This is a genomic window from Corallococcus sp. RDP092CA, from assembly GCF_041903675.1.
Classification (GTDB): Bacteria; Myxococcota; Myxococcia; order Myxococcales; family Myxococcaceae; genus Corallococcus.
Genome location: NZ_JAYESI010000006.1, coordinates 111,548 through 136,108 on the forward strand (window position 1 = coordinate 111,548; position 24,561 = coordinate 136,108).

20 protein-coding genes are annotated in these 24,561 nt (G+C 69.2%); 17 read left to right on the forward strand and 3 right to left on the reverse strand.

Going from position 1 to position 24,561, the window contains the following annotated elements; all coding sequences use genetic code 11:
• Positions 1-169 precede the first annotated feature (169 nt).
• Positions 170-691 carry a cysteine dioxygenase family protein gene (locus tag U8525_RS09365; protein WP_374263897.1) on the forward strand — a complete coding sequence of 174 codons (522 nt, stop codon included), beginning with the start codon at positions 170-172 and terminating at the stop codon, positions 689-691.
• Position 692: 1 nt separating this feature from the next.
• On the opposite strand, the gene sppA is transcribed toward U8525_RS09365, so the two are convergent.
• Positions 693-2,489 carry a signal peptide peptidase SppA gene (gene sppA, locus U8525_RS09370; RefSeq protein ID WP_374263899.1) on the reverse strand — a complete coding sequence of 599 codons (1,797 nt, stop codon included), beginning with the start codon at positions 2,487-2,489 and terminating at the stop codon, positions 693-695.
• Positions 2,490-2,761: 272 nt separating this feature from the next.
• Here sppA and U8525_RS09375 point away from each other — a divergent pair, with 272 nt between their 5' ends.
• The gene (locus tag U8525_RS09375; RefSeq protein WP_374263901.1) at positions 2,762-3,748 is read left to right on the forward strand and encodes an aldo/keto reductase; all 987 of its coding nucleotides are present in this window, start codon (positions 2,762-2,764) and stop codon (positions 3,746-3,748) included.
• A gap of 21 nt (positions 3,749-3,769) precedes the next feature.
• Here U8525_RS09375 and U8525_RS09380 read toward each other — a convergent pair whose 3' ends face one another.
• Positions 3,770-4,159, reverse strand: coding sequence for a hypothetical protein (locus U8525_RS09380; RefSeq protein ID WP_374263903.1), 390 nt, complete (start codon positions 4,157-4,159; stop codon positions 3,770-3,772).
• A 231-nt stretch (positions 4,160-4,390) separates the two neighbouring features.
• On the opposite strand from U8525_RS09380, the gene U8525_RS09385 reads away from it, so the two are divergent.
• From U8525_RS09385 to rsmG, 6 genes are all read left to right on the forward strand, one after another.
• On the forward strand, positions 4,391-7,210 hold the full coding sequence (locus U8525_RS09385; RefSeq protein WP_374263905.1) for a M16 family metallopeptidase: 2,820 nt from the start codon (positions 4,391-4,393) through the stop codon (positions 7,208-7,210).
• 42 nt (positions 7,211-7,252) lie between these two features.
• On the forward strand, positions 7,253-7,714 hold the full coding sequence (locus U8525_RS09390; RefSeq protein ID WP_374263907.1) for a macro domain-containing protein: 462 nt from the start codon (positions 7,253-7,255) through the stop codon (positions 7,712-7,714).
• A 35-nt stretch (positions 7,715-7,749) separates the two neighbouring features.
• Positions 7,750-8,427, forward strand: a complete 678-nt coding sequence (locus U8525_RS09395) for a glutathione S-transferase family protein (RefSeq protein ID WP_374263909.1) — start codon at positions 7,750-7,752, stop codon at positions 8,425-8,427.
• Between the two features lie 125 nt (positions 8,428-8,552).
• Positions 8,553-9,110, forward strand: coding sequence for a hypothetical protein (locus U8525_RS09400; protein ID WP_374263911.1), 558 nt, complete (start codon positions 8,553-8,555; stop codon positions 9,108-9,110).
• A 477-nt stretch (positions 9,111-9,587) separates the two neighbouring features.
• Positions 9,588-11,429: a tRNA uridine-5-carboxymethylaminomethyl(34) synthesis enzyme MnmG gene (mnmG, locus tag U8525_RS09405; protein ID WP_374263913.1), complete on the forward strand. Its 1,842-nt coding sequence runs from the start codon at positions 9,588-9,590 to the stop codon at positions 11,427-11,429.
• Positions 11,430-11,505: 76 nt separating this feature from the next.
• Complete coding sequence (rsmG, locus tag U8525_RS09410; RefSeq protein ID WP_374263915.1) at positions 11,506-12,159, forward strand: 16S rRNA (guanine(527)-N(7))-methyltransferase RsmG; 654 nt, start codon at positions 11,506-11,508, stop codon at positions 12,157-12,159.
• Positions 12,160-12,443: 284 nt separating this feature from the next.
• Here rsmG and U8525_RS09415 read toward each other — a convergent pair whose 3' ends face one another.
• Positions 12,444-12,659 (reverse strand): Fic family protein, encoded by a 216-nt coding sequence (locus U8525_RS09415; RefSeq protein ID WP_374263917.1) that lies wholly within the window; start codon positions 12,657-12,659, stop codon positions 12,444-12,446.
• Between the two features lie 236 nt (positions 12,660-12,895).
• Between U8525_RS09415 and U8525_RS09420 the strand changes: the two genes are divergently transcribed.
• The 9 genes from U8525_RS09420 to U8525_RS09460 all read left to right on the forward strand — a co-directional run bounded on the left by U8525_RS09420 (position 12,896) and on the right by U8525_RS09460 (position 24,419).
• Positions 12,896-13,939 carry a recombinase family protein gene (locus tag U8525_RS09420; RefSeq protein WP_374264222.1) on the forward strand — a complete coding sequence of 348 codons (1,044 nt, stop codon included), beginning with the start codon at positions 12,896-12,898 and terminating at the stop codon, positions 13,937-13,939.
• A complete protein-coding gene (locus U8525_RS09425) occupies positions 13,936-14,343 on the forward strand; it encodes a hypothetical protein (RefSeq protein ID WP_374263919.1) in 408 nt (135 codons plus the stop codon). The genes U8525_RS09420 and U8525_RS09425 overlap by 4 nt, the downstream gene beginning before the upstream one ends.
• Before the next feature lie 85 nt (positions 14,344-14,428).
• Entirely contained in the window at positions 14,429-14,635 is a 207-nt protein-coding gene (locus U8525_RS09430; RefSeq protein WP_374263921.1) for a helix-turn-helix domain-containing protein, read from the forward strand.
• Positions 14,625-16,616 (forward strand): N-6 DNA methylase, encoded by a 1,992-nt coding sequence (locus U8525_RS09435; protein ID WP_374263923.1) that lies wholly within the window; start codon positions 14,625-14,627, stop codon positions 16,614-16,616. Before U8525_RS09430 ends, U8525_RS09435 begins: the two co-directional genes overlap by 11 nt.
• The gene (locus U8525_RS09440; protein WP_374263925.1) at positions 16,613-17,941 is read left to right on the forward strand and encodes a restriction endonuclease subunit S; all 1,329 of its coding nucleotides are present in this window, start codon (positions 16,613-16,615) and stop codon (positions 17,939-17,941) included. The genes U8525_RS09435 and U8525_RS09440 overlap by 4 nt, the downstream gene beginning before the upstream one ends.
• Positions 17,938-19,164: an AAA family ATPase gene (locus tag U8525_RS09445; RefSeq protein ID WP_374263928.1), complete on the forward strand. Its 1,227-nt coding sequence runs from the start codon at positions 17,938-17,940 to the stop codon at positions 19,162-19,164. Before U8525_RS09440 ends, U8525_RS09445 begins: the two co-directional genes overlap by 4 nt.
• Entirely contained in the window at positions 19,148-19,834 is a 687-nt protein-coding gene (locus tag U8525_RS09450; protein ID WP_374263930.1) for an HNH endonuclease, read from the forward strand. The genes U8525_RS09445 and U8525_RS09450 overlap by 17 nt, the downstream gene beginning before the upstream one ends.
• Positions 19,831-20,871 carry a virulence RhuM family protein gene (locus U8525_RS09455; RefSeq protein ID WP_374263932.1) on the forward strand — a complete coding sequence of 347 codons (1,041 nt, stop codon included), beginning with the start codon at positions 19,831-19,833 and terminating at the stop codon, positions 20,869-20,871. Before U8525_RS09450 ends, U8525_RS09455 begins: the two co-directional genes overlap by 4 nt.
• Positions 20,868-24,419, forward strand: a complete 3,552-nt coding sequence (locus U8525_RS09460; protein WP_374263935.1) for a type I restriction endonuclease — start codon at positions 20,868-20,870, stop codon at positions 24,417-24,419. Before U8525_RS09455 ends, U8525_RS09460 begins: the two co-directional genes overlap by 4 nt.
• Positions 24,420-24,561 lie beyond the last annotated feature (142 nt).

The window sequence follows — 24,561 nt, forward strand, 5'->3', positions numbered from 1 at the left end:
CCTGCCCCAATCCTTGAAGGGGGGACGACAAAGCGGACGTTCATTGGCAGACCTGAGGGTGGCCGGATGTCGCAGACGTTCCTAGCCTGTACGCATGGCTGACGCGGGCTTGAGAGAATTCGTGCGGATGCTCCGCGCGCGCCGTGTCGCTCCCGGGGGACTCGCGGGGGTGGACGCTCAGCTGGCGGGGCTCCGGTTGGAGCCCTCCAGCCTCAGGCCGTACCTGCACTTCCTGCCGGGCCGCTACACGCGCAACCTCGTCCACCGCGACGAGGGCATGGAGATCATTGTCAACTGCTGGTCTCCGGGCGTGGCGTCACCCATCCACGACCATGACGGCCAGGAGTGCTGGTTCAGCGTCCAGCGCGGCGAGTTCCTCCTGGAGAACTACCCGCTGCTGGAGGGGGGAACGGCGCCCGGCGCGGCGCGGCTGGGGGCGCCGGTGCGCGTGGGGCCGGTGGGCGCGGGGCACGTGGACTTCCGAGACCCGGGCGCCTCCATCCACCGCGTGAGCGTCGCCGGCGACGCCCCGGGCGTGACGCTGCACGTCTACTCCGGCCCGGTGGCCCGCTGCCTCGTGTTCGATCCGCGGCGCCACCGCTGCGCGGCCCACTCGCTGAGCTACCACAGCGTCTTCGGGCGGCCGGTGCGGCCCGCCGAGGGCCGCGTCCCCGCCCCCCTGCACCCCTGAGCTACCAGCGCACCTCGGGGAGCGGCGCGTACAGCGCGCGCCCCTCCGCGCCCGGCCCGGTGAGGCCCAGCTTCGCGCCCACGCGGTACACGGCCCGCACCTGCTCCATCAGCCGGGCCGACACGGTGGCCTGGCTTCCGGCCTCGTCATCGCTGTTGTCCGCCTCGTGCTTGCCCAGCAGCTCCGACAGCACCTGGCCCGTGGGCCGGGGGCGCGGGAAGACGACGACGCGGACCGGGGCGTCCTTGTCCAGCTTCACCGCCTCCTTCGCCAGCTCCAGCGCCTTCGGGTAGCCGCCGAGCGCGTCCACCAGCCCGCGCTCCAGCGCGTCCTCGCCCGTCCACACGCGCCCCTTGGCGACCGCCTGGAGCTTCTCCAGCGGCATGCCCCGCGCCTGGGCGGCCCGGCTGGTGAAGTCCAGGTAGATGGTGTCCAGCTCGGACTCCAGCTGCGCGCGCTGCTCGGGGGTGAACTCCTGGTCCGAGGAGGAGAAGGTGGCGTTCCTTCCGAAGGCGATGGTGTCGAAGTTCACGCCCAGCTTCGCCCACAGCTCCGACGTGACGAACTTGCCGTTGTACACGCCGATGCTCCCCGTCAGCGTGCCCGGCTGGGCGACGATCTTGTCCCCGTCCATGGCCACGAAGTAGCCGCCGCTGGCCGCGTACGTCCCCATGGTGACGATGACGGGCTTGCCCGCCTCTCTCGCGCGCTGCACCTCGCGGCGGATGGTGTCGCTGGCGGAGTAGCTGCCGCCCGGGCTGTCCACGCGGAAGAGGATGGCCTTCACGGACGGGTCCTCCACCGCCTTGCGGAAGGCCCCCGCCACCGTGTCGCCGCCCATCACCTGGCCGCCGGAGAGCGGGTTGGACTGGCTCTTGCCGCGCAGCACCTCGCCCACTCCGTAGATGAGCGCGATGGTGGCGCTGCCCGTCTGGTGCGGCCGGCCCGCGCGCTCCAGGTACTTGTCCACGTAGAGGAACTTCGCGCCCTCGCCGGCCTCCCGCTTGAGCTCGTCGTGGATCTCGTCGCGGTAGCGCAGCCCGTCCACCAGCTTCGCGTCCACGGCCGCCTGACCCAGCAGGGGCGCGCGGTCGATGAGGGCGCGCACCTCGTCCTCGGACAGCTTGCGGCCCTCCGCCACGCCCTTCACCACCTGGCGGAAGAGGCTGCCGCCGAAGGCCTCCGTGGCCTCGCGCTGGTAGGGGCCGTAGGACTCGTCGGTGAAGGAGTTGACGGCGTTCTTGTACTCGGCGCGCTTGGCGAACTCCGGCTTCACGCCGAGCTTCGCGAAGGCGTCGCGCGCGAAGGGCGTCTCCATCACCAGGCCGGTGAGCCCCACGTCGCCGGAGGGCTGGATGTAGACGGCGTCGAAGGCGCTCGCCAGGTAGTAGGCGCCGGTGCCGTTGCCCGCCTCGCCGAAGCCGTCCGCGTAGGCCACCGCCCGCTTGCCCGACGCGCGGAAGGCCTTCACCGCGTCCCGCAGCTCCTGCACCTGCGCCGCGCTCCCCGGCTGGCCGATGCGCACCACCAGCGACTTCACCCGGGGGTCCCTGGCGCCCTGCTCCAGCCCCTCCACCACGTCCCGGAGCGACGTGGGCTCCTCGCCGAAGGCGCCCGCCAGGGACGTGTCCAGCGTGTACTCCGGCAGCGGCTGCTGGAGGTCCAGCTCCAGGATGAGGTTGGACGGCACGCCTGGCTTGCTCGCCGCCGCGAGCATCAACAGCCCCACCACACCCACCACGAAGAGGATGGACAGCGCTCCAATGAAGGCCAGCGCGCCAATGAAGAAGCGTTTCATCCGGAAGGACTCCTGGTCCACGTGCCCGAGGGACGGCCCCCGACCTCCAGGCGGCCTACCATCAACGTGCGCGCCGGACGACGCTTGCGTGCCAGGGAGTGACAGACGGCTGACGGGGAGCCAGGGCCCGCCCGTCCTGGTGGGCGGGGGGCGGGCCGGCACCCGGGCCCGGGCGGGGGGCGCGCCGGTGCACACCGTCTCCCCAGGGGCATCCGGGCGCGGGACCCATGGACCTCCGCGCGCGTCTTCTTTCCAGCCCCGGGAGGCACGGGATGCGGAAGCGACGGTTGGGCAACTCCGACATGGACCTCACCGCGCTGGGGTTCGGCGCGTGGGCCATTGGAGGGGGCGGCTGGGCGTTCGCCTGGGGCGCGCAGGACGACGCGCGGTCCATTGAGGCCATCCAGCGCGCGCTGGATTCAGGCATCAACTGGATCGACACGGCGGCGGTGTATGGGTTGGGGCACTCCGAGGAGGTGGTGGCCCGGGCGCTCAAGGGCCGGGACCGGCGGCCGTACCTCTTCACCAAGTGCGGCATGGTCTGGGATGACCGGGGCAAGGTCCGCCGCAGGCTGAAGGCGGACTCGGTGCGCAAGGAGTGCGAGGCGTCCCTGCGCCGGCTGAAGGTGGAGGCCATTGACTTGTATCAGGTGCACTGGCCGGTGGACGCGGGGGCGGAGCTGGAAGAGGGGTGGACGGCGCTGGCGGAGCTGAAGCGGCAGGGCAAGGTGCGCTGGCTGGGGGTGTCCAACTTCGATGTCTCGCAATTGGAGCGGGTGCGGCGCATCGCCCCGGTGACGTCGTTGCAGCCGAAGTACTCGCTCATCCACCGGGACATCGAGGACGAGGTGCTGCCCTACTGCCAGCGGCAAGGCATTGGCGTCATCGTGTATTCACCCATGGCCTCCGGCCTGCTGACGGGCGCCATGACCCGCGAGCGCATCCAGGCAATGCCAAACGACGACTGGCGCCGCGACGACGCGGACTTCCAGGAGCCGAAGCTGTCGCATCACCTGTCGCTGGTGGAGCGCATGCGCGAGGTGGGGGCGCGGCATGACCGCTCCCCGGCGGAGGTGGCCATCGCCTGGACGCTGCGGGAGCCGGCCGTCACCGCGGCCATCGTCGGGGCGCGCAGCGCGAAGCAGGTGGATGGCTTCATCCAGGCCGGGGACTTCCGGCTGACGTCCGAGGAGGTCCGCGAGGTGGAGGAGGCCCTGGGGTCCGGCTCCGCGATGGCGCCCGGGGGCATCTACGCCTGAGCGAGGGGGCGCATGGAGGGCTCAGCCCTCCCCTGGGCCGTCCACGTGCTCTTCCAGGGCGTCGATGCGCTCGCGGTCGGACGCCTGGGCCTCCGCGAGCTGGTGCAGCATGCGGCCCGTCTGACCGAACATCTTCGTCTGGGTGCGCTTGACGCTGTCCACTTCCTTCGCCAGCGCCGAGACGTGCGTGGCGAACTCCCCCATGTTGTCGCGGAAGCCATCCACCTCCCGTGAGAAGGCGCGCACCTGGTCCGCGAAGACCTGGGTCCTCCTGAAGACGACCCGGCACTTCATGCGGAGCACCCGCAGCGCCTGCTCCGTCCGCGCGAACTGCTCCTTCGACTCCTCCTGCATCTCGCGGAACTCCCGCAGCATCTTCAGCATCAGGTCCCCGCCCGTCGCCTTCGCCATTCCGTTTCCCTCCCTGGTGACGCGCGAGTCTCCTCCCAACCCATCCTGACATCGGATCCGCGCCAGGATACATGACGACCTGTGAGGTTGGAAGCTGGGGACAGGACCCGACACGGCCCCTGGAGGACCCTGGGGGTCGCCTGCCCGAAGGGCCCGGGGGTTCTCGGGATGGTAGGAACGGGGGGCGCGGTTAGAAGTCCCGTGCCCACTCCTTCGCACCCCGAGGACCGCATGACGCGTCGTACCCCGCTCGCCCTGCTGGCCGCCCTGCTCGTGGCGGCCTCGCCAGCGTGGGCCCTGGCCCCGGCTCCCCTCCCCCGGCCCGCCGCCACCGCCCGCGCTCCCGCGAAGCCGGCCACCCTGGCCCCGGTCGCGAGCGTGGAGGGCATCACGGAATACCGCCTGCCCAATGGCCTGCGCGTCCTGCTCTTCCCGGACCCCACCAAGGCCACCGTCACCGTCAACGTCACCTACCTCGTGGGCAGCAAGCACGAGGGCTACGGCGAGACGGGCATGGCCCACCTGCTCGAACACCTGATGTTCAAGGGCACGCCCACCACCCCCAACGTGCCCCAGGCCCTCACGGAGCGCGGCGCGCGCCCCAACGGCACCACCTGGCTGGACCGCACCAACTACTTCGAGACCCTGCCCGCGTCGGACGACAACCTGTCCTGGGCGCTGTCCTTCGAGGCGGACCGCATGGTCCACAGCTTCATCGCCCAGAAGGACCTGGACAGCGAGATGACCGTGGTCCGCAACGAGTTCGAGTCCGGCGAGAACGACCCGCGCGGCATCCTCTTCAAGCGCACCATGAGCGCCGCGTACCTCTGGCACAACTACGGCAAGGCCACCATCGGCGCGAAGGCGGACCTGGAGCACGTGCCCATCGACCGGCTCCAGGCCTTCTACCGGCGCTACTACCGCCCCGACAACGCGATGCTCGTCATCGCCGGCCGCTTCCAGCCGGAGAAGGCCCTGGCGCTCGTGCAGGCCACCTTCGGCAGGCTCCAGAAGCCCGCGGAGCCCGTGCCCCTCACGTACACCGAGGAGCCCACCCAGGACGGGGAGCGCGAGGTCACGCTGCGCCGCGTGGGCGACAACCCATTGATCAACACCCTCTACCACGTGCCGGAAGGCGCCCACCCGGACTTCGCCGCCATCGACGTGCTCACCCAGGTGCTGGGCGACGTGCCGTCCGGCCGCCTCTACAAGGCGCTCGTGGAGACGAAGAAGGCCTCGCGCGTCGGCGCCTTCAACTACCAGCTTCGCGACCCGGGCATCCTCGGCTTCCGCGCCGAGGCCCGCCAGGACCAGCCCCTGGCCCCCGTGCGCGACATCCTCCTCAAGACCGTGGAGGAGGCCTCGCGCACGCCCTTCACCGCAGAAGAGGTGGGCCGCGCGAAGACGAGCCTCGCGAAGCAGACGGAGCTGCTGCTCAACAACTCCGAGCGCGCCGCCATCCTCCTGTCCGAGTGGGCCGCCGTGGGCGACTGGCGCCTGCTCTTCCTGCACCGCGACCGCATCGAGGCCGTCACGCCCGCGGACGTCACCCGCGTGGCCGCCGCGTACCTCAAGCGCTCCAACCGCACCCTGGGCACCTTCGTGCCCACGCCCAGGCCGGACCGCTCGGAGCTGCCGCCCCCGGTGGACGTGGCGAGGATGGTGGACGGCTACCAGGGCAAGGCCGCCGTCGCCCAGGGCGAGGCCTTCGACCCCTCCCCCGCCAACATCGAGTCGCGCGTGCAGCGCGGCGAGCTGTCCAACGGCGTGAAGTACGCGCTGCTGCCCAAGAAGACGCGCGGGGAGATGGTCAACCTGGCGCTGGACCTGCACTGGGGCAGCGCGGAGGCCGTGAGCGGCAAGCTGCCCGCCGCGGCCTACGCCGGCGGCATGCTGATGCGCGGCACGGCGAAGCACACCCGCCAGCAGCTGGTGGACGCGTTCGACCAGCTCAAGGCCCGCGTGGGCGTGGACGGCGGCGCGCTGGGCGCCAGCGTCTCCATCGAGTGCCCCCGCGCGAGCCTCCCGGAGGTCCTCAAGCTGGTGGCGGAGGTCCTGCGCGAGCCCGCCTTCGACGCGAAGGAGTTCGCGCTCCTCAAGCAGGAGCGGCTGGCCTCGCTGGAGTCGCAGCGCAGCGAGCCGCAGCCCCAGGGCAGCATCGCGTTCTGGCGCGTGCTGAGCGCGCACTACCCCAAGGGCCACCCGTACTACGTGCCCACCCTGGAGGAGCGCCTGGCGGACGCGAAGGCCGTCACGCTGGAGCAGGCGCGCGCCTTCCACCGCCAGTTCTACGGCGCCTCGCGCGGCGAGCTGGCGGTGGTGGGGGACTTCGACGCGAAGGCGCTCCCGTCGCTCGTGGGCGGCCTGCTCGCCGGCTGGAAGAGCCCGGCGCCCTACGCGCGCGTGCCGCGCACGTACCAGGCCGTGGCCCCGAAGTCCGTGGTGCTGGAGACGCCGGACAAGGCCAACGCGTACTTCCTCGCGGGCCAGCTGCTCCAGCTGCGCGACGACGACGCGGACTGGCCCGGCGTGATGATGGGCAACTTCATGCTGGGCGGCGGCTTCCTCAACTCGCGGCTGGCCACGCGCGTGCGCCAGCAGGACGGCCTGTCCTATGGCGTGGGCAGCAGCGTGTCCGTCGAGCAGCAGGACACGGTGGGCTGGTTCGTCACCTACGCCATCCACGCGCCGCAGAACGCGCAGAAGCTGGAGGTCGCCATGCGCGAGGAGGTCGACCGCGCCGTGCAGAAGGGCTTCACGCAGCAGGAGCTGGACAAGGCGCGCGCGGGCCTCCTGGAGTACCGCCAGTCCGCTCGCGCGCAGGACGGGAACCTGGCGCATCAGCTGGTGGACGGCCTGTACCTGGGGCGCACGCTCGCGTTCGACGCGGCCGTGGAGGCGAGGCTCCAGAAGCTGACCCCCGAGGACGTGCGCAAGGCCCTGTCCAACCACGTGGACTTCAGCAAGGCCACCCTGGTGCGCGCCGGTGACTTCGCGGGCGCGTCCAAGCCGCCGGCGCCAGCGCCCGCCAAGGCGAACGCGGCGCCGTGAGGCCGTGTCTGTCATTGGGCGTGGGCGCTAGAGTGCGCGCCCATGCCCGTGCAACTGGTGGAAGGCGACCTGCTGGACCAGCCGGTGGACGCCATCGTCAACGCGTGGAACCGGAACCTCCTCCCCTGGTGGCTGCTCCTGCCGCAGGGGGTGTCCGGGGCCATCAAGCGCCGGGGCGGCACGGCGCCCTTCCGTGAGCTGGCGCGCGTGGGGCCCATGCCCCTGGGCTCGGCGGTGGTGACCGGGCCGGGGCGCCTGCCCTTCAAGGCCATCATCCACGTGGCCGGCATCGACATGCTCTGGCGCGCGTCCGCGCGGTCCATCCAGGACTCGGTGCGGAGCGCGCTGGCGCGGGCCGGGGAGCACGGCTTCCGCGCCGTGGCGTTCCCCATCATTGGTGCGGGCTCCGGCGGCTTCGACGAGGACCGCGCGCTGGCGCTGATGCGCGAGGTCCTGACGGACGCCCCCGCTTTCGACGTGCGCGTGGTGCGCTTCCGCCGTTAGACGGAGCGCACCTCTTCACACGCAGCGAGGGTGACATGATCGACCTGTATACGTGGGGTACGCCGAACGGCTTCAAGGTCTCCGTGGCGCTGGAGGAGCTGGCGCTGCCGTACACCGTGCATGCGCTGGACATCTCCACGGGCGTGCAGAAGCAGCCCGCGTTCCTGGCCATCAACCCCAACGGCCGCATCCCCGCCATCGTGGACCGCGCGGAGGGCGACTTCGCCGTCTTCGAGTCCGGCGCCATCCTCATCTACCTGGCGGAGAAGACGGGCCGGCTGATGCCCACGGACGCCAAGGGCCGCTCGCGCGTCATCCAGTGGCTGATGTTCCAGATGGCCGGCGTGGGCCCCATGCAGGGGCAGGCCAACGTCTTCTTCCGCTACTTCCCGGAGAAGCTCCAGCCCGCCATCGACCGGTACCAGAACGAGACGCGCCGCCTCTACACGGTGCTGGAGAGCCGCCTGAAGGACCACGAATACCTGGCCGGCGACTACAGCATCGCGGACATCGCGAACTGGGCGTGGGTGCGCTCGCACGACTGGGCCGGCGTGTCCCTGGAGGGGCTGCCGGGCGTGCAGCGGTGGCTGGCCTCCATCGAGCACCGGCCCGCCGTGCAGCGCGGGCTGGACGTGCCCACGCCTCGCAAGGAGGAGGCGGCGCGGACGGACGCGCAGCGCATCGAGGGCGCTCGGGGCCTCATCCAGCGCTGAGGCCCCCTCCCCTGCCCTCTTCGTGGACCCGGACAACCGCCCCCGGTGTGCACATGATGGGGGCGTTCAAGGTTCCCGGGCCGGGCCGCGTGGGCCCCGCGCCGGGAGCCCAGGGAGTGGATGACATGGAAGCAGTGCGGAGCCTGGGCCGGTGGGCCGGACTGTGTCTGGCATTGGGACTGTGGGGCGCGTGCACGCCGAGCGGCGGCGGCACCGTGCGCGCGTCGCGGGACAACGTGGCGCCGGACGGCTGCGCGCCGGCCACGTGCTCGCAGGCGATGGTGGCGTGTGGGCGGACGCCGGATGGCTGCGGCGGCTTCATTGACTGCGGCGACTGTCAGGCCGGCACGTGCACCGAGGGCCGCTGCGTGGCGCCGCCCATGGCCGAGGAGCCGAAGAAGGACGCCCCGGGGCCCCTGAGCACCTGCACCCCCGGGTGCAAACCCAACGAGTCCTGCGTGGACAGCCGCTGCGTCTGCCAGCGCGCGACGTGCGCCACGCTGGGGCTGAAGTGCGGCACCGCGGACGACGGCTGCGGCGGCGTGGTGCAGTGTGGCGCGTGCGTGCCCGCGTGCCGGCCGGACGAGATGGAGTGCTGCGGCGCGTGCATCCCGAAGTCCGACGGGCGCTGCCCGGAGAACGTGCACTGCCCCTCCCGGTCGAGCCCCCTGCCCACCCGCTGACGCCGCGCGGCTCCGGGTCCCCGGTGGAGGGCCCGGAGCCCGGAATGTCAGACCCCCCCGCTATACCCTTCCCCGTCGCGCACACGGGAGGTCCGCCGGCCTCGCTGGTTCGAGTCCGAAAGCCCCATGCGCCCTCACCGCACGGGCAGGTCGGCTCCCGTGTGTGCGACGCCATGTGAAGGCGCACGGGACCGGGGGACTCGTGCGGGCAGGGTCCCATGGATGCCATCGCCGTCGAAGGGCCAGAGACGCCACCCGTGTGTCCGGCGCGCCCTTTGACGGAGCCACGATGACTGGTGCGCGCGAGGCGGGCGGCGTTGTTACCCCTCCCACTGCCCGCCTCGCGTGCTCCCGAACTCGTGGGCATGTCTGTGTTTGGACCACCACCCCGGTGGGGGAGGCACCTGCCGGGGGAGCGGCATCCCCAGGCTCCGGCTTGCCACGGACGCGTCCGGGCGTGATACCCCCCGGGGCGCGATGGAACTCCGATACGACATCGTCGTGGTGGGGCTGGGCCACGCCGGCTGCGAGGCGGCGCTCGCGTGCGCGCGCATGGGCCTGTCCACCCTGGGCGTGACGCTCAAGCGCGAGCGCGCCGCCGTGATGAGCTGCAACCCCGCCGTGGGCGGAACCGCCAAGGGCCACCTGGTGCGCGAGCTGGACGCGCTGGGCGGACAGATGGGCCGCGCGGCGGACCTCGCGGGCACGCACGTCAAGCTCCTCAACCCCTCCAAGGGCCCCGCCGTGCAGGCCACCCGCGTCCTCTGCGACCGCGACGCCTACGCCGCCGGCATGCAGGCCGTGCTCTTCACCCAGCCGAACCTCACCGTGCGCGAGGGCGAGGTGGCCGCCGTCGTGGCGGAGGCGGGGAGGGTGAGGGGCGTGGTGCTGGGGGACGGCACGCAGGTGGTGGCCCGCGCGGTGCTCCTCACCACCGGCACCTTCCTGCGCGCGCTCATGCACGTGGGCGAGCAGAAGGAGGTGGGCGGCCGGCTGGGAGACGAAGCGGCGCGCGGCCTGTCGGAGTCGCTGCGCGCGCTCGGCTTCACGCTGGGCCGCTTCAAGACGGGCACGCCCGCGCGCCTGTCCCGCGACAGCATCGACTGGGACGCCGTCACGCCGCAGCCCGGGGACGTGGGGGTGCGGCCCTTCTCCTGGCGCACGCGGAGGGAGGAGGGCCTGCCGTTCCCACGCCAGCCCCCGGTGACGTGCGGGCTCACGGCGACCACGGAGGCGACGCACCAGCTGCTGCGCGGCAACCTGCACCGCTCGCCGCTGTTCCAGGGGGACATCGTGGGGCGGGGGCCCCGGTACTGCCCGTCGCTGGAGGACAAGGTGGTGCGCTTCGCCGCGCGCGAACGGCACCAGGTGTTCCTGGAGCCGGAGGGGCCCACGTCGCCGCTCGTGTATCCGGCGGGCCTGTCCACCAGCATGCCCGCGGACGTGCAGCGGGAGTTCCTGCGCACCATCCCCGGCCTGTCCCGCGTGGAGGTGGTCCGCTACGGCTACGCGGTGGAGTACGACTACGCGCCGCCCACGCAGCTGCACCCCACGCTGGAGACGAAGGCCGTCGCGGGCCTGTACTTCGCGGGCCAGCTCAACGGCACCTCCGGCTACGAGGAGGCCGCCTTCCAGGGGCTGTGGGCCGGCATCCAGGCGGCGCTCCAGGTGAAGGGCGAACCGGCGCTCGCCGTGGGCCGTGACGAGGCGCACGGCGCGGTGCTCGTGGACGACCTGGTGACGAAGGGCGTGGATGAGCCGTTCCGCATGTTCACCAGCCGCTCCGAGCACCGGCTCAAGCTGCGCGAGGGCAACGCGGAGCTGCGGCTCGCCCGGCATGGGCACCGTGTGGGGCTGCTGCCCCGGGAGGCCCTGGAGCGCGCCGAGGCGCGGGCCCACGCGGTGACGGAGGAGGTCGCGCGGCTCAAGCGCGCCGGCCTGGCGATGCGGCTCAAGCGCCCGGAGGTGACGTATGCGCAGCTCGCGCAGGGGCGCGAGGACTTCCCGCCGCTCCCCGCCGACGTCGCGGAGGAGGTGGAGGTGGAGGTGAAGTACGAGGGCTACATCGCCCAGGCCGCGCGGGCGGCGGCGCGCGAGGCCGAGGCCTCCGACCGCTGGCGCATCCCGGACGCGTTCCGCTTCACGGACGTGCGCGGCCTGGGGACGGAGGCGGTGGAGAAGCTGTCCTCGCACCGGCCCGGGACGGTGGGGCAGGCGCGGCGGATTCCGGGCCTGACGCCCGCCGCGGTGTCCCTGCTGCTGGTCGCGCTCAAGCGGGGGCAGGGGACGTCAAGTGATCAGGAACAGGGCTGTGGATAACGTGTGGACATCTCTGGGGATCCATTTCCCTTGAGTGATTCCAAGGACTTGCATGGCCCTTCGGGGTGGAGGTGTTGTGGATAACGCGCGGTTCGCAGATCTGCTGGCCTCGGGATGCAGTGCGTTGGGCGTCTCCGTGGGACCGGACGTGGGGCCCAGGCTCCAGCGGCTGATGGCGGAGCTCTTGAAGTGGAACGCGAAGGTGAACCTCACGGCCATCACCGCGCCGGAGGAGGTGCTGGAGAAGCACTTCCTGGACTCGCTGGCGGTGCTGCCGGAGGTGAAGGGCGCGGCGTCGCTGCTGGACCTGGGCGCGGGGGCGGGCTTCCCGGGGTTGCCGCTCAAGCTGGAGCTGCCGGCCATGGGCGTGACGCTGGTGGACGCGGTGGGCAAGAAGGTCGCGTTCATCAAGGCCGCCGCCGCCAGCCTGGGCCTCGTCGGCGTGCGCGGGCTGCACGCCCGGGCGGAGGGGAAGCCGGAGGCGGAGGGGATTCCTCGCGCGCAGGTGCTCATCGCGCGCGCGTTCATGGACCTGCCGGACTGGCTGGACCTGGCGCCCGCTTATGTGGAGGAGGGCGGACGCGTGGTGGCGATGCTGGGCAAGGCGCAGACGGACGCGGAGCTCCAGGCGCGCGCGGCGGAGCGCGGCCTGCGCGTGGTGTCCGCCCGGGCGTACCGGCTCCCGTTCTCCGGCGCCGAGCGGCAGGTCGCGGTGTTCGCGAAGCAGTAGGGGAGCCATTTTCGCGTTACCGCAAGTCCGGTGACCCACTGTTGAACGAGACCCCGAGCGGCAAGAGCCTCCCGGGGTTTCGTCTTTCTGGCGTCCTTGCGCGGGGTTGCGGGCACCTGCGAGCTGCGCGGCGCGTTCTCTGGGAGCCGTGAGGAGAACGCTGGAGGCTGCGTTGAAGGCGCTTCGCGGGCTCCGTGGGCGTTCTCGGCGGGAGATTCTCCTCGAGAATCGACTTTCTCTTGGGGCCGCCGTTTTACTCAAGCGACCGGGTGTTTGACTCAACGTCACCCGCCCTCCTTCGCGTCGGCGGCCCGGTAGGCCTGGTGCGGGTGGCGCGGGTTGTCGGGGTACTTGCGGACGACCTGGCCGCTCTCCAGCAGTGGCTTGAGGTACTTCGTGCGGACGGTGCTGGGCTCCCGTCCGACCGCTGCAGCGATCTCGGGCAGCGTCCGCCACTCGGTGGCGCAGAAAAGCAGCACGGCTTCGAGCTGTTCGGCCATCGCCTTCCACCCACGAGTTTCCTCGGAGCTTTGCTCGGTGCCCGACGAACTTTGCTCGGAGGTTTGCTCGGAGCTTGGGCCACTTTGCTCGGTGCCCGGCAGCGCGTAGAGCCTCGTCCGTGCAGACCCGCTGGGCACCAGCAGCCCCTTAGTTCGAGCGGGAGCTGATCAGCGAGCGCACGCGCGACAAGATCGCCGCTGCCAAGCGCCGGGGGATGTGGACCGGAGGTCCCTTGGTGCTCGGCTACCGCGTCGACCGCCAGCGCCGCGCGCTTGAGGTCGTGCCCGAGGAGGCCGGCATCGTGAAGCTGGTCTTCGAGCTCTACGAGCGCACGCTCTCGATGGCGCTCACGGCGCAGCGGCTCAACGCGCGCGGGCTCACGCTGCGCACGCGCGTGGCCGAGGACGGCACGACCCGCGGGCGCCCCTTCAACAAGAACGCCGTGCACCGACTGCTCCGCAACCCGCTCTACGTCGGCAAGGTGCGCCACAACGACGACCTGTTTCTCGGCGAGCACGAGCCCATCATCGACCCCGACATGTTCGAGCGCGTGCAGCGCACCCTCGACCTGCGCGCGGCAGGAGCCGGCACGCGACGCCCGCGACGAAGCGAGTCGCTGCTAACTGGCCTGCTCCGCTGTCTGCCCTGCGACGCGGCGATGAGCACGAGCCACGCCTACAACCACAAGAAGCAGCGCTACCGTTACTACCGCTGCCGCGCCTCGCAGGAGGGCCTGCGCTGCCCCACGGGCCTTCTCAACGCGAACGACGTCGAGGCCGCCGTCGTCGCTCAGGTGAAGGCGCTGGCGAAGAGCGGCGCCTTGCGCGAGCCCATCCTCGCGACGCTCGCCGAGGGAGACGAGGGCGAAGCCGAGCTGGTCGCGACCAAGGACCGGCTCGAGGCGCGGATCACCGAGCTCGGCGCCGAGGCCAAGCGCCTGCTCGGCGCGTTCAGCAGCGTCGACGCGGGCGGCCGCCTCCTCGCCGAGCGCCTCGGCGAGCTCGAACGCGAGACCGACAAGCACCGCGCCGGTGTCGCGGACCTCGAGCGGCGTCTCCGCGCTTGCGCCGCGCTCCGCACCGAGGGCGAGCACGTGGCCAAGCTGCTCGACGCCTTCGACGAGGTCTGGGACGCGCTCGTGCCCGAGGAGCGCCGCGAGGTGCTGCGCGCCCTCATCGAGCGGGTCGGCGTCGACCCCGAGAGCGGCACGCTGCGGGTGACATTCCACGAGCCCGCGCCGCCGCCCAGCACGCAGCCGACGACGGAGGCCGCGCCGTGACCGAGGTCGTCATCGCTTTCAAAGGCGGGCGCGCATGGCGCCAGCACCGGCAGGCTGCGAAGCGAGCGCCGACGCGCCGCTACCCCGCGCGCATCGCCCGGCAGCTCGCCCTCGCGCACGCCCTGCGCCGCCGGCTTGAGCGCGGGGAGTTCGCCGACTTCGCCGACATGGCCCGCCAGCTCGGGTTCACGCGCGCCCGCGTCACCCAGCTCATGGACTTGGTCCTCCTCGCGCCCGAGGTACAGGAGGAGATCCTCTTCCTCGAGCTGCCCCCGGGCGCCCAGCCGGTGAGCGAGCGGGGCCTGCGCGAGGCGGTGCTCGGGACGATCGACTGGCAGGAGCAGCGGCGGCGGTGGGAGGGGCTGAGAGCGCAATTCGCCCCGGTGATGCTGAACGAGCGTTGAGCCGCCGGTGGGGCTTGGCGTAGGATGGCGCGGCTTGGAGTCTGATGCCGCCGTTACCCGTGAGTTCGACCAAGATGGAATCCCAATGCCTGACGAGGTCCTGACCATCAAGGAGGTCGCGGCGCTGCTCAAGCTCGCCGAGAAGACCGTGTACGCCATGGCGGCGGCCGGGGAGATCCCGGCGTTCAAGATCCGCGGGCAGTGGCGCATCAAGCGCACCGAGCTCGACCGGTGGATGGATGCGCAGCCCCGCGGCGGCGACAGCGGTGGAGACGACGACGATGGCCGCTGATCACAACTCCTTCGCGAACCTCATCTGGCAGATCGCCGACCTCCTGCGCGGCCCCTACCGCCCGCCGCAGTACGAGCGCGTGATGCTGCCAATGACGGTGCTTCGGCGCTTCGACTGCGTCCTCGCCGAGACGAAGGCCAAGGTCGTCGCCGCGCACGAGAAGCACAAGGGCGGCAAGCTCGCCGGCGACGCGCTCGACACCACGCTGAACAAGGTCGCGGGCCAGCGCTTCCACAACCATTCGCCGCTCGACTTCGAGAAGCTCAAGGGCGACCCGGACAACATCAACAAGCACCTGGTCAGCTACATCAAGGGCTTCTCGACGAACGTCCAGCGCATCTTCGAGTACTTCGAGTTCGAAGCCGAGATCGAGAAGATGCACGAGGCGAACATCCTCTACCTCGTGGTCTCGAAGTTCGCCGACGTCGACCTCCACCCGTCGAACGTGCCGAACGAGCAGATGGGGCTGATATTCGAGAACCTCATCCGCCGCTTCAACGAGCTTGCGAACGAGACGGCCGGCGATCACTTCACGCCCCGCGAAGTGATCCGCCTCATGGTGAACCTGCTCTTCATCCACGACGACAAGCTGCTCGCCACGGCGGGCACGGTGCGCAAGCTCCTCGACCCGGCGTGCGGCACGGGCGGCATGCTGGCCGAGGCGCAGCGCTATCTGCGCGAGCACAACACCGAGGCGAAGCTCTACGCCTACGGGCAGGACTACAACAAGCGGGCCTTCGCGACGGCGGCCTCCGACATGCTCATGAAGGAGGTGAGCCACAACGGCGGCGGCGACAACGTCCGCTTCGGCGACATCTTCACCGAGGACCAGTTCCCGTCCGAGACCTTCGACTACTTCCTCAGCAACCCGCCCTTCGGCGTCGACTGGAAGAAGCAGCAGAAGGAGATCCAGAAGGAGCACGACAAGCGCGGCTTCGACGGCCGGTTCGGCGCAGGCCTGCCGCGCGTGAACGACGGCGCGCTCCTGTTCTTGCAGCACATGTGGAGCAAGCGCGAGGACGTGAAGCCGAAGGAGCACAAGGAGGGCTCGCGCCTCGCGATCGTCTTCTCCGGCTCGCCCATGTTCACGGGGGGCGCGGGCTCGGGCGAGAGCGAGATCCGCAAGTGGCTCCTCGAGAACGACTGGCTCGAGGCCATCGTCGCGCTGCCGGAGTCGATGTTCTACAACACCGGCATCGGCACCTACGTCTGGGTCGTCACCAACCGAAAAGAGAAGCGGCGCAAGGGCAAGGTGCAGCTCCTCGACGCGCGCGACGTGTGGACCGCGGGCGGCAGCGAAGACAGCAAGCGCAGCCTCGGCGACAAGCGGCGGCACATGACCGGCGCGCAGATCGACGAGATCGTGCGCCTCTACGGCAAGTTCGAGGAGGGCCCGCGCTCCAAGATCTTCGACAACGCGGACTTCGGCTACACCCGCGTTACCATCGAGCGCCCGCTTCGCCTGCGCTACCAGATGACGACGGACGACAAGGCGCGCTTCCTCGACGCCTGCCCGCACCTGCTCGACGACGTGCAGGCCATCGACAAGGCGCTCGGCCGCGAGCCGCGGCTGGACTGGCCCGCGACATGGGACGACATCGAGGCGCTCCTGAAGAAGCGTGGGAGCCGCTGGAAGGCGACCGAGCAGAAGCTGTTTCGCTCGGTGTTCACGCAGCGCGACGCGAAGGCCGAGCCCGTGCCAGCCGGGGGGCGTGGCTCGGGCTTCGAGGCCGACGCCGACCTGCGCGACTTCGAGAACGTGCCGCTCACGGAGGACGTGGACACGTACTTCGAGCGCGAGGTGAAGCCGCACGTGCCCGACGCGTGGATGGACCGGAGCAAGGACAAGGTCGGCTACGAGATCAACTTCAACCGCTACTTCTACGTGTTCACGCCACCTCGAACACTCGCGGAGATCGACGCTGAACTGCAAGACGCGGAGAGCGAGGTTGTTCGGCTCCTGGGACAGATGACGAGATGAACGCGCTTCGCGAAGCGCCGATCGCGGTGCCGTGGCTTGGCATTCTCCGCGCGGATTGGCCTCTTGTCCCGCTCCGATACTTGGTGCGCTTCCTGAGCGGTGGAACCCCTGACAAGGGCAACGCCGACTTCTGGTCTGGCGGGACAATCCCTTGGGTATCCCCCAAGGACATGAAGGTCGATCGAATCAACGACTCTGAGGACCACATCACCGTGGCTGCGCTCGACGGTAGCGCGACCCAGCTCGTTCCAGTTGGGAGCGTACTCGTCGTCGTTCGCGGGATGATCCTCGCGCACACCCTTCCTGTCGCGGTGACGACTGGTCCGGTGACGATCAACCAGGACATCAAGGCGCTCGTCTGTGGCCAGCCCATCTTGCCGGAGTTCCTGCATGCGGTGCTTGCGGGCCAAGCGGAATGGCTTCTGTCGCAAGCTGACTCATCTGCGCACGGCACGAAGAAGCTCGAGACCGAAGTCCTCCAGCGTTTTGAGGTGCCTTGTCCACCGCTCGATTTGCAGCGGCGAATCATCGCGGCGATGCGGGCACAGGCGATGGGTTTAGACGAGGTTGTCGCAGCTAAGCAGCGCGTCCTCGACCTGCTCGCCGAGAAGCGCAAGGCCATCATCGCCACCGCCGTCACGCGCGGGCTCGACCCGAAGGTGAAGCTGCGCGACTCCGGCGTGCCGTGGCTGGGCGTGACCCCGGCGCATTGGGAACTCTGGAAGGTCGGGCATCTGGCCAAAGTCGGCAATGGCTCCACGCCCGAACGTGACAAGGTGGCTTACTGGAGCGAAGGCTCCTTTCCTTGGCTGAACAGCTCGGTCGTCAACCAGGAGGAGGTGACGTCGTCGGACCAGTTTGTAACCGACGCCGCTTTGCGAGAATGCCACCTGCCGCGCCTACGACCTGGGACGGTGCTTGTAGCGATTACTGGACAGGGAAAGACGCGGGGTCAAGCCGTCGTTCTGTCGATCGAAGCGACCATCAATCAGCACATGGCGTTCGTCGCGCCCGACCCTGCACTTGTCGACGCTTGGTTCCTGCGGTGGTCGTTCTATCGAGCCTACGACTATCTGCGCAGCATTAGCGACGACGCGGGGGGCACGAAGGGCGCTCTGACATGCGAGGATGTGGCGGGCCTCAGGATTCCTGTGCCGCCCCCCGACGAGCAGCGGACCATCGTCGAGCACATCGCGCGTGAGACCGCCCAGCTCGACGCTGTCCGCGCTGCCACCGAGCGAACGATCGCGCTGCTCAAGGAGCGCCGCTCCGCGCTCATCGCCGCCGCGGTGACCGGCCAGCTCGACGTGGGGGCGGCGGCATGAAGGTCCGCGAGCTCACGGTCACGAACTTTCGCGGGTTCGCCGGGGAGCGGCGTTTTCAGTTGTCCGATCGATTCACTGTGATCGCCGGCATCAATGGGCGTGGGAAGAGTTCGCTGCTCGATGGTCTGGCGCTCCTGCTTGCGCGTCTTCTTCGCGCCCTGTCGCTGAGTGCGGGGAGCGGGCGGACGATCTCCGGGAATGACGTTCACGCGGGCCAAGCGGAAGCATCCCTCGCAATGCAGGTGTCCTGCGCCGGCATCCCGGTGAAGTACGACGTTGCCTTCAGCCCCACCTCGCAGCGGGTGCGAGCGCGCGGCCTGGCCAGCGCGGTGCGTGAGCAGATTCGAAAGAACTACGGCGACCCGACGCGGGAAGACGATCAAGCCCCGGTGGCCGTCTACTTCACCACCGATCGAGCAGGCTACCGACTGCCTCGAACGCTGCCGACGGACCTGCCAACAGGGCAGCGCCTCGCCCATCACGGCGCGCTGTCCAACCGCATGGTCGACTACCGCGACTTCATGGCTCGCTACCGGTTGTGGGTCCGGCAGCAGAGCGCGGAGCTGGCTGCATTCAACCGAGTGCTGAGCGAGTTCCTCGACGGGTTCGCTGAAGTGGCAGTCGAAGAGGATCCGCTGCGGCTGACGGTGAAGAAGGCTGGTGCGCGTATCTCACTGCAGCAGCTCTCTGACGGCGAACGCGCCTTCATCGCTCTGCTCGGTGACCTCGTGCGCCGCCTCGCCCTGGCGAACCCGGAACTCCAAGACCCTCTTGCGGGGCATGGCGTCGTTCTCATTGATGAGTTGGAGCTACATCTCCACCCACGCTGGCAGCGAGAGGTTGTCGAGAAGCTGCGCACCAGCTTCCCGAACATCCAGTTCATCGCAACGACGCACTCGCCGTTCATCATTCAGTCGCTTCGGCCGGGGGAGTTGATCACGCTCGACCCCGAGGAGTTCGGCGAGTACGCGAACCGCAGCGTCGAGGACATCGCCGAGCACGTCATGGGAGTCGAGGTGCCGCAGAAGAGCGAGCGCTACCTCGAGATGATGAAGGCCGCCGAGGAGTACTACCGGCTGCTGCGCGACGCTCCCGACAAGGCACGGGAGGCCGAAGAGCGACTCGCCGAACTTGCCGTGCGTTTCAGTGACGACCCGGCCTACCAAGCGCAACTGAGGTTGGAGCGCGCAGTTCGAACGGGGGGCGATGATGCGGCCGGTTGACAAGGGCGCAGCCCCCGTCGCGATGTATGCGAACTACGCGACGGCGCTGCCCGATCTCGAACAGCGGCTTGGGCGCTATTGCAGCTACTGCGAGCGCTACATCGCGACGAACCTCGCTGTCGAGCACGTGCAGGCGAAGTCGCTGGTTCCCGCTCTGGCGCTGACGTGGTCGAACTTCCTGCTCGCGTGCGTGAACTGCAACTCCTGCAAGGGCCACTCGCCGGTCACGGTCGCCGATTACCTCTGGCCCGATTGCGACAACACGCTTCGGGCGTTCGAATACCGCACGGGCGGTGTGGTCGCGCCGCACCCCGCGCTCGCGGCACCAGTTCGTGCCAAGGCTGAGGCGTCCGCAGCGCTCGTCGGACTCGATCGCGTTCCCGGCGCGGCGACCCCTCCGACGCAGAGCGACCTGCGATGGCTCAAGCGCTTCGAAACCTGGCGCAAAGCGAACGACGCACTCCGCAGGCTCTCTCAGAACGACACGGTGGAGCTGCGCGAGCAGATCGTGGACACCGCCATCGCGACCGGGCTGTTCTCCATCTGGTGGACCGTCTTCGCGGCCGACGGAAACATGCGAGCGCGACTGCGCGCCGCGTTCGTGGGCACGTGCTCGAACAGCTTCGACGCCAGCGGGAACCTCCAAGCGCGGCCGGGAGGGCAGCTGTGACGGACCAGACCCCGCAGGAAGGCGAGCTGATCCTCTACCGCACCGCAGATGACGCCGTGCGCGTCGAGGTGCTCTACGAGTCTGAGACCTTCTGGCTCGACCAGCGGCGCATGGCCGAGCTGTTCGGCGTCGACGTCCGCACCGTCAGCTACCACCTGAAGGAGGTCTACGCCTCGGGGGAGCTAAGCCCGGAGGCAACTCTCCGAAGAATTTGGAGAGTTCAACGCGAAGGAAATCGCGAGGTTAGGCGCGAGATCGAGTTCTACAACCTCGACGCCATCATCTCGGTCGGCTACCGCGTCAACAGCACGCAGGCCACCCAGTTCCGCATCTGGGCGACCCAGACGCTGCGCGAGTTCATCGTCAAGGGCTTCGTTCTCGACGACGAGCGGCTCAAGCTGAACAAGCGCTTCGGCAAGGACTACTTCGACGAGCTGCTCGAGCGGATCCGTGAGATCCGCTCGAGCGAGCGGCGGTTCTACCTGAAGATCACCGACATCTACGAGCAGTGCAGCATCGACTACGACAAGCAGGCCGAGACGACGCAGACGTTCTTCAAGACCGTGCAGAACAAGCTCCACTGGGCGGTCACGGGCAAGACTGCCGCGGAGCTGATCGCCGAGCGCGTTGACGCCGAGAAGCCCTCGATGGGCCTCACCACCTGGAAGAACGCGCCCAAGGGGAAGATTCACAAGAGCGATGTCAGCGTCGCCAAGAACTACCTGATCGAGCGCGAGATCAAGGAGCTCGAGCGCATCGTGTCGATGTACCTCGACTACGCCGAGAACCAGGCCGCGCGGCAGATCCCGATGAAGATGGCGGACTGGGTCGCGAAGCTCGACGCGTTCCTGCAGTTCAACGAGTACGAGGTGCTCTCGAACGCCGGCAAGGTCTCCGCGGAGGTGGCCAAGCGCCTCGCCGAGGAACAGTACGACAAGTTCCGCGTGCGCCAGGACCGCGAGTTCGAGAGCGACTTCGAGACTGAGGTGAAGCGCATCGAGTCGAAGCGCCCCAAGAAGAGGAAGGAGGAGCCGTGACGAGCACGCCCCGACACTCCGAGGCCGCGTTCGAGACGGTCATCGAGCACCACCTTCTCGGGCACGGCTACGTCGCCGTCTCGCGCGCTGGCTTCGACCGCGAGCGCGCCATCTTCCCGTCCGTGGTCCTCGACTTCATCAAGGACACCCAGCCCAAGGAGTGGGCGAAGCTCGAAGCCCTGCACGGGCCGAAGACGGGCGAGCAGATCCTCGCCGACCTCTGCAAGTGGATGGACGCGAACGGCTCGCTCGCGACGCTGCGCCACGGCTTCAAGTGCTACGGGCGCACGCTCTTCGTCGCCTACTTCAAGGCAGCGCACGAGCTGAACCCGGAGCTCGAGGAGCGCTACGCCAAGAACCGCCTCGGCCTGACCCGCCAGCTCCGCTTCTCGACGCGCTCGGAGAAGTCGCTCGACGTCACGCTCAGCGTGAACGGCATTCCCATCGCGACGCTCGAGCTGAAGAACGCGATGACCGGGCAGACCGTCGAGCACGCTCGGCGGCAGTACAAGCAGGACCGCGACCCGCGCGAGACCATCTTCGAGTTCAAGAAGCGCACGCTCGTGCACTTCGCCGTCGACACCGACACGGTGCTCATGACGACGCGCCTCGCGGGCAGCGCCACCCACTTCCTGCCCTTCAACAAGGGCGACGGAGGCGGGGCTGGCAACCCTGCCGATCCGCAAGGCCGGAGCTACCGCACCGCCTACCTCTGGGAAGAGGCGCTCGCTCGGGACAGCTTGCTCGACCTGCTGGCGCGCTTCCTCCATCTGCAGGTCGACGAGAAGCGCGACGATCAGGGCCGCAAGGTGAAGACCGAGCAGATGGTCTTCCCTCGCTACCACCAGCTCCAAGCGGTGCGCTTTCTCGTGGAGTCTGCCCGCGCCGAAGGCCCGGGGCACAACTACCTCGTCGAGCACTCGGCCGGCAGCGGCAAGAGCAACACGATCGCCTGGCTTACGCACCGGCTCGCGTCGCTGCACGACGAAGGCAACCGGCGCGTCTTCGACAGCGTCATCGTCGTCACCGATCGCGTGGTGCTCGACCAGCAGCTCCAGGACAACATCTACCAGTTCGAGCACAAGCGTGGCGTCGTGCAGAAGATCGACGAGAGCTCGCGCCAGCTCGCCGAGGCGCTCGAGAGCGCCGTGTCGATCATCATCACGACGCTGCAGAAGTTCCCCTTCGTCTCACGCCAGCTGCTGAAGATGGCCGAGGAGCGCGGGGAGGCGGGCGCGGGGACGCTCCAGACTCGGCGCTGCGCGGTCGTCATCGACGAGGCGCACAGCTCCCAGGGCGGCGAGACCGCGACGGACCTGAAAGAGGTGCTTGGCGGCGAGGCGCTCCGCAAGGAGGCGCAGAAGCGGGCCGCCGAGGAAGGTCGAGAAGATCTCGAGGAGCTGTTCCGCAGCATGGCCAAGCGCGGCCGGCAGACGAACCTGAGCTTCTTCGCCTTCACGGCCACCCCGAAGCACAAGACGCTCGCGGTGTTCGGTCGCAGCGGCAAGCCCGCGCACCGCTACACGATGCGCCAGGCGATCGAGGAGGGCTTCATCCTCGACGTGCTCAAGAGCTACACGACGTACGCGACCTACTTCCGGCTCCTGAAGTCATGCGAGGACGATCCGAACGTCGAGCGCAAGAAGGCGGCTCGCGCGCTGGCCCGCTTCCTCAAGCTCCATCCGCACAACATCGCCCAGAAGACCGAGGTGATGGTCGAGCACTTCCACGCTGTCACCCGCCACAAGATCGGCGGGCGCGCGAAGGCGATGGTAGTGACGGGCTCACGCCTCGAGGCCGTTCGGTACAAGCAGAGCTTCGACAAATACATCAAGGAGAAGGGCTACCCGATCAAGTCGCTCGTGGCCTTCTCCGGCGCAGTGCAGGACGACAAGCTCGCCGACGTCTCGTACACCGAGGAGGCGATGAACGGCGGGCTCCGCGAGAAGGAGCTGCCCGAGCGCTTCGCCTCGCCCGAGTACCAGGTGCTCCTCGTCGCGGAGAAGTACCAGACCGGCTTCGATCAGCCGCTGCTGCACACGATGTACGTGGACAAGCGGCTCGCCGGCATTCAGGCGGTGCAGACGCTCTCGCGGCTCAATCGCATCCATCCGCTGAAGGAGGACACCTTCGTCCTCGACTTCGTGAACGACCGCGACGAGATCCGCGAGGCCTTCAAGACCTACTACGAGGGCGCGGAGATCGGTGACGAGGTCGACCCCGCGCGGCTCTACGCCATCAAGGGCGAGCTCGACGCGGCGGGCATCTACCTCGACGAGGAGATCGCGCGCTTCTGCGACGTGTACTTCAAGCCCAAGCAGAAGCAGAGCGCCCTCGACCACCAGGCGATGAACGCCGCGCTCGATCCCGCTGTCTCTCGCTTCAAGGCCCGCTCCGAGGAGAGCCCCGACGAGGCCGAGCTGTGGCGCGGGAAGCTGCAGGCGTTCCAGAACCTGTATGGCTTCCTCAGCCAGGTGATCCCGTACCAGGACTCCGACCTCGAGCGCCTCTACGTGTTCGTGCGCCATCTCATGACGAAGCTCCCGCGTCGTGCCAGCGGAGCCGCCTACCAGTTCGATGACGAGGTCAAGCTCGAGTACTACCGGCTGCAGAAGATCAGCGAGGGGTCCATCGCGCTCAAGGACGGCGAGGCGCGGAAGCTCGACGGGCCGGCCGAGGTCGGAAGCGGCGTGCTGCGCGAGCAGCCGGTGCCGCTCTCGCAGCTCATCGACGTCGTCAACGAGCGCTTCGGGACCGACTTCAACCAAGCCGATCAGCTCTTCTTCGATCAGATCGTCGAGGCCGCCATGGGCGACGACGGCCTGCGTCGCGCGGCGGCCGTGAACCCGGGCGACAAGTTCGAGCTGCTCTTCAAGAACGTGCTCGAGCGGCTCTTCGTCGACCGCATGGACCAGAACGAGGACATCTTCGTTCGCTTCATGAATGACGTGCCGTTTCAGAAGGTGGTGACGTCCTGGATGGCCGAGGAGGCGTACCGCCGCCTGCGCGCCAACGATGGCTCGCCGCAGAGTGCGGCGCAGCCGAAGCTCCGGCTGGTCGAGGGATCCGCGAAGGACCGATACGCGAAGTGCGTGCCGCTCGTGCCGCTCAAGGCGGCGGCCGGCGCGTTCAGCGATCCCCAGCACGTCGCCGATGACGACTTCGAGTGGGTCGAGGTGGAGAGCGAGCGCCGGCTACGCCCGGGCATGTTCGTCGCGCAGGTCGTCGGGCATTCGATGGCGCCGGGCATCGCAGACGGCGCGTACTGCCTCTTCGCTGGCCCCGTCACGGGCTTGCGACAGGGACGCACCGTGCTGGTCCAGCTCCGCGATGCCACCGACCCCGAGACCGGGCATCGGTACACGGTGAAGCGCTACGAGAGCGAGAAGGCCCGCGCCGGCGACTCGTGGCGACACACGAAGATCACGCTGAATCCGACCAACCCGGAGTACGCGCCCATCGTGCTCGAGGACGTGGAGGAGGACGCGGTCCAGGTGATCGCCGAGCTCGTCGAGGTTCTGGGCACGGAAGGTCCGGTGCGGTCGTGAGCAGGCACGGACCGGGCGCCCGAGCGGAGGACGAAGTCAGCGTGAATGCGGCCGTTATCGTCCCGCTCATTTTGAACTGTGCGAGCTATGCGCGAGCCCTCCTCGGCGCGCATTCAATTCGATACGTGGTCGACTTTGCTGG

What these genes read in the sequence shown, in the direction of transcription:
- U8525_RS09445 (WP_374263928.1), top strand. Translation starts at nt 17,938, where the DNA reads ATGAAGGTCCGCGAGCTCACGGTCACGAACTTTCGCGGGTTCGCCGGG.
- U8525_RS09380 (WP_374263903.1), bottom strand. Translation starts at nt 4,159, where the DNA reads ATGGCGAAGGCGACGGGCGGGGACCTGATGCTGAAGATGCTGCGGGAG.
- U8525_RS09440 (WP_374263925.1), top strand. Translation starts at nt 16,613, where the DNA reads ATGAACGCGCTTCGCGAAGCGCCGATCGCGGTGCCGTGGCTTGGCATT.
- U8525_RS09450 (WP_374263930.1), top strand. Translation starts at nt 19,148, where the DNA reads ATGATGCGGCCGGTTGACAAGGGCGCAGCCCCCGTCGCGATGTATGCG.
- mnmG (WP_374263913.1), top strand. Translation starts at nt 9,588, where the DNA reads ATGGAACTCCGATACGACATCGTCGTGGTGGGGCTGGGCCACGCCGGC.
- U8525_RS09415 (WP_374263917.1), bottom strand. Translation starts at nt 12,659, where the DNA reads ATGGCCGAACAGCTCGAAGCCGTGCTGCTTTTCTGCGCCACCGAGTGG.
- U8525_RS09435 (WP_374263923.1), top strand. Translation starts at nt 14,625, where the DNA reads ATGGCCGCTGATCACAACTCCTTCGCGAACCTCATCTGGCAGATCGCC.
- U8525_RS09430 (WP_374263921.1), top strand. Translation starts at nt 14,429, where the DNA reads ATGCCTGACGAGGTCCTGACCATCAAGGAGGTCGCGGCGCTGCTCAAG.
- U8525_RS09395 (WP_374263909.1), top strand. Translation starts at nt 7,750, where the DNA reads ATGATCGACCTGTATACGTGGGGTACGCCGAACGGCTTCAAGGTCTCC.
- U8525_RS09400 (WP_374263911.1), top strand. Translation starts at nt 8,553, where the DNA reads ATGGAAGCAGTGCGGAGCCTGGGCCGGTGGGCCGGACTGTGTCTGGCA.
- sppA (WP_374263899.1), bottom strand. Translation starts at nt 2,489, where the DNA reads ATGAAACGCTTCTTCATTGGCGCGCTGGCCTTCATTGGAGCGCTGTCC.
- U8525_RS09390 (WP_374263907.1), top strand. Translation starts at nt 7,253, where the DNA reads ATGCCCGTGCAACTGGTGGAAGGCGACCTGCTGGACCAGCCGGTGGAC.
- U8525_RS09385 (WP_374263905.1), top strand. Translation starts at nt 4,391, where the DNA reads ATGACGCGTCGTACCCCGCTCGCCCTGCTGGCCGCCCTGCTCGTGGCG.
- U8525_RS09375 (WP_374263901.1), top strand. Translation starts at nt 2,762, where the DNA reads ATGCGGAAGCGACGGTTGGGCAACTCCGACATGGACCTCACCGCGCTG.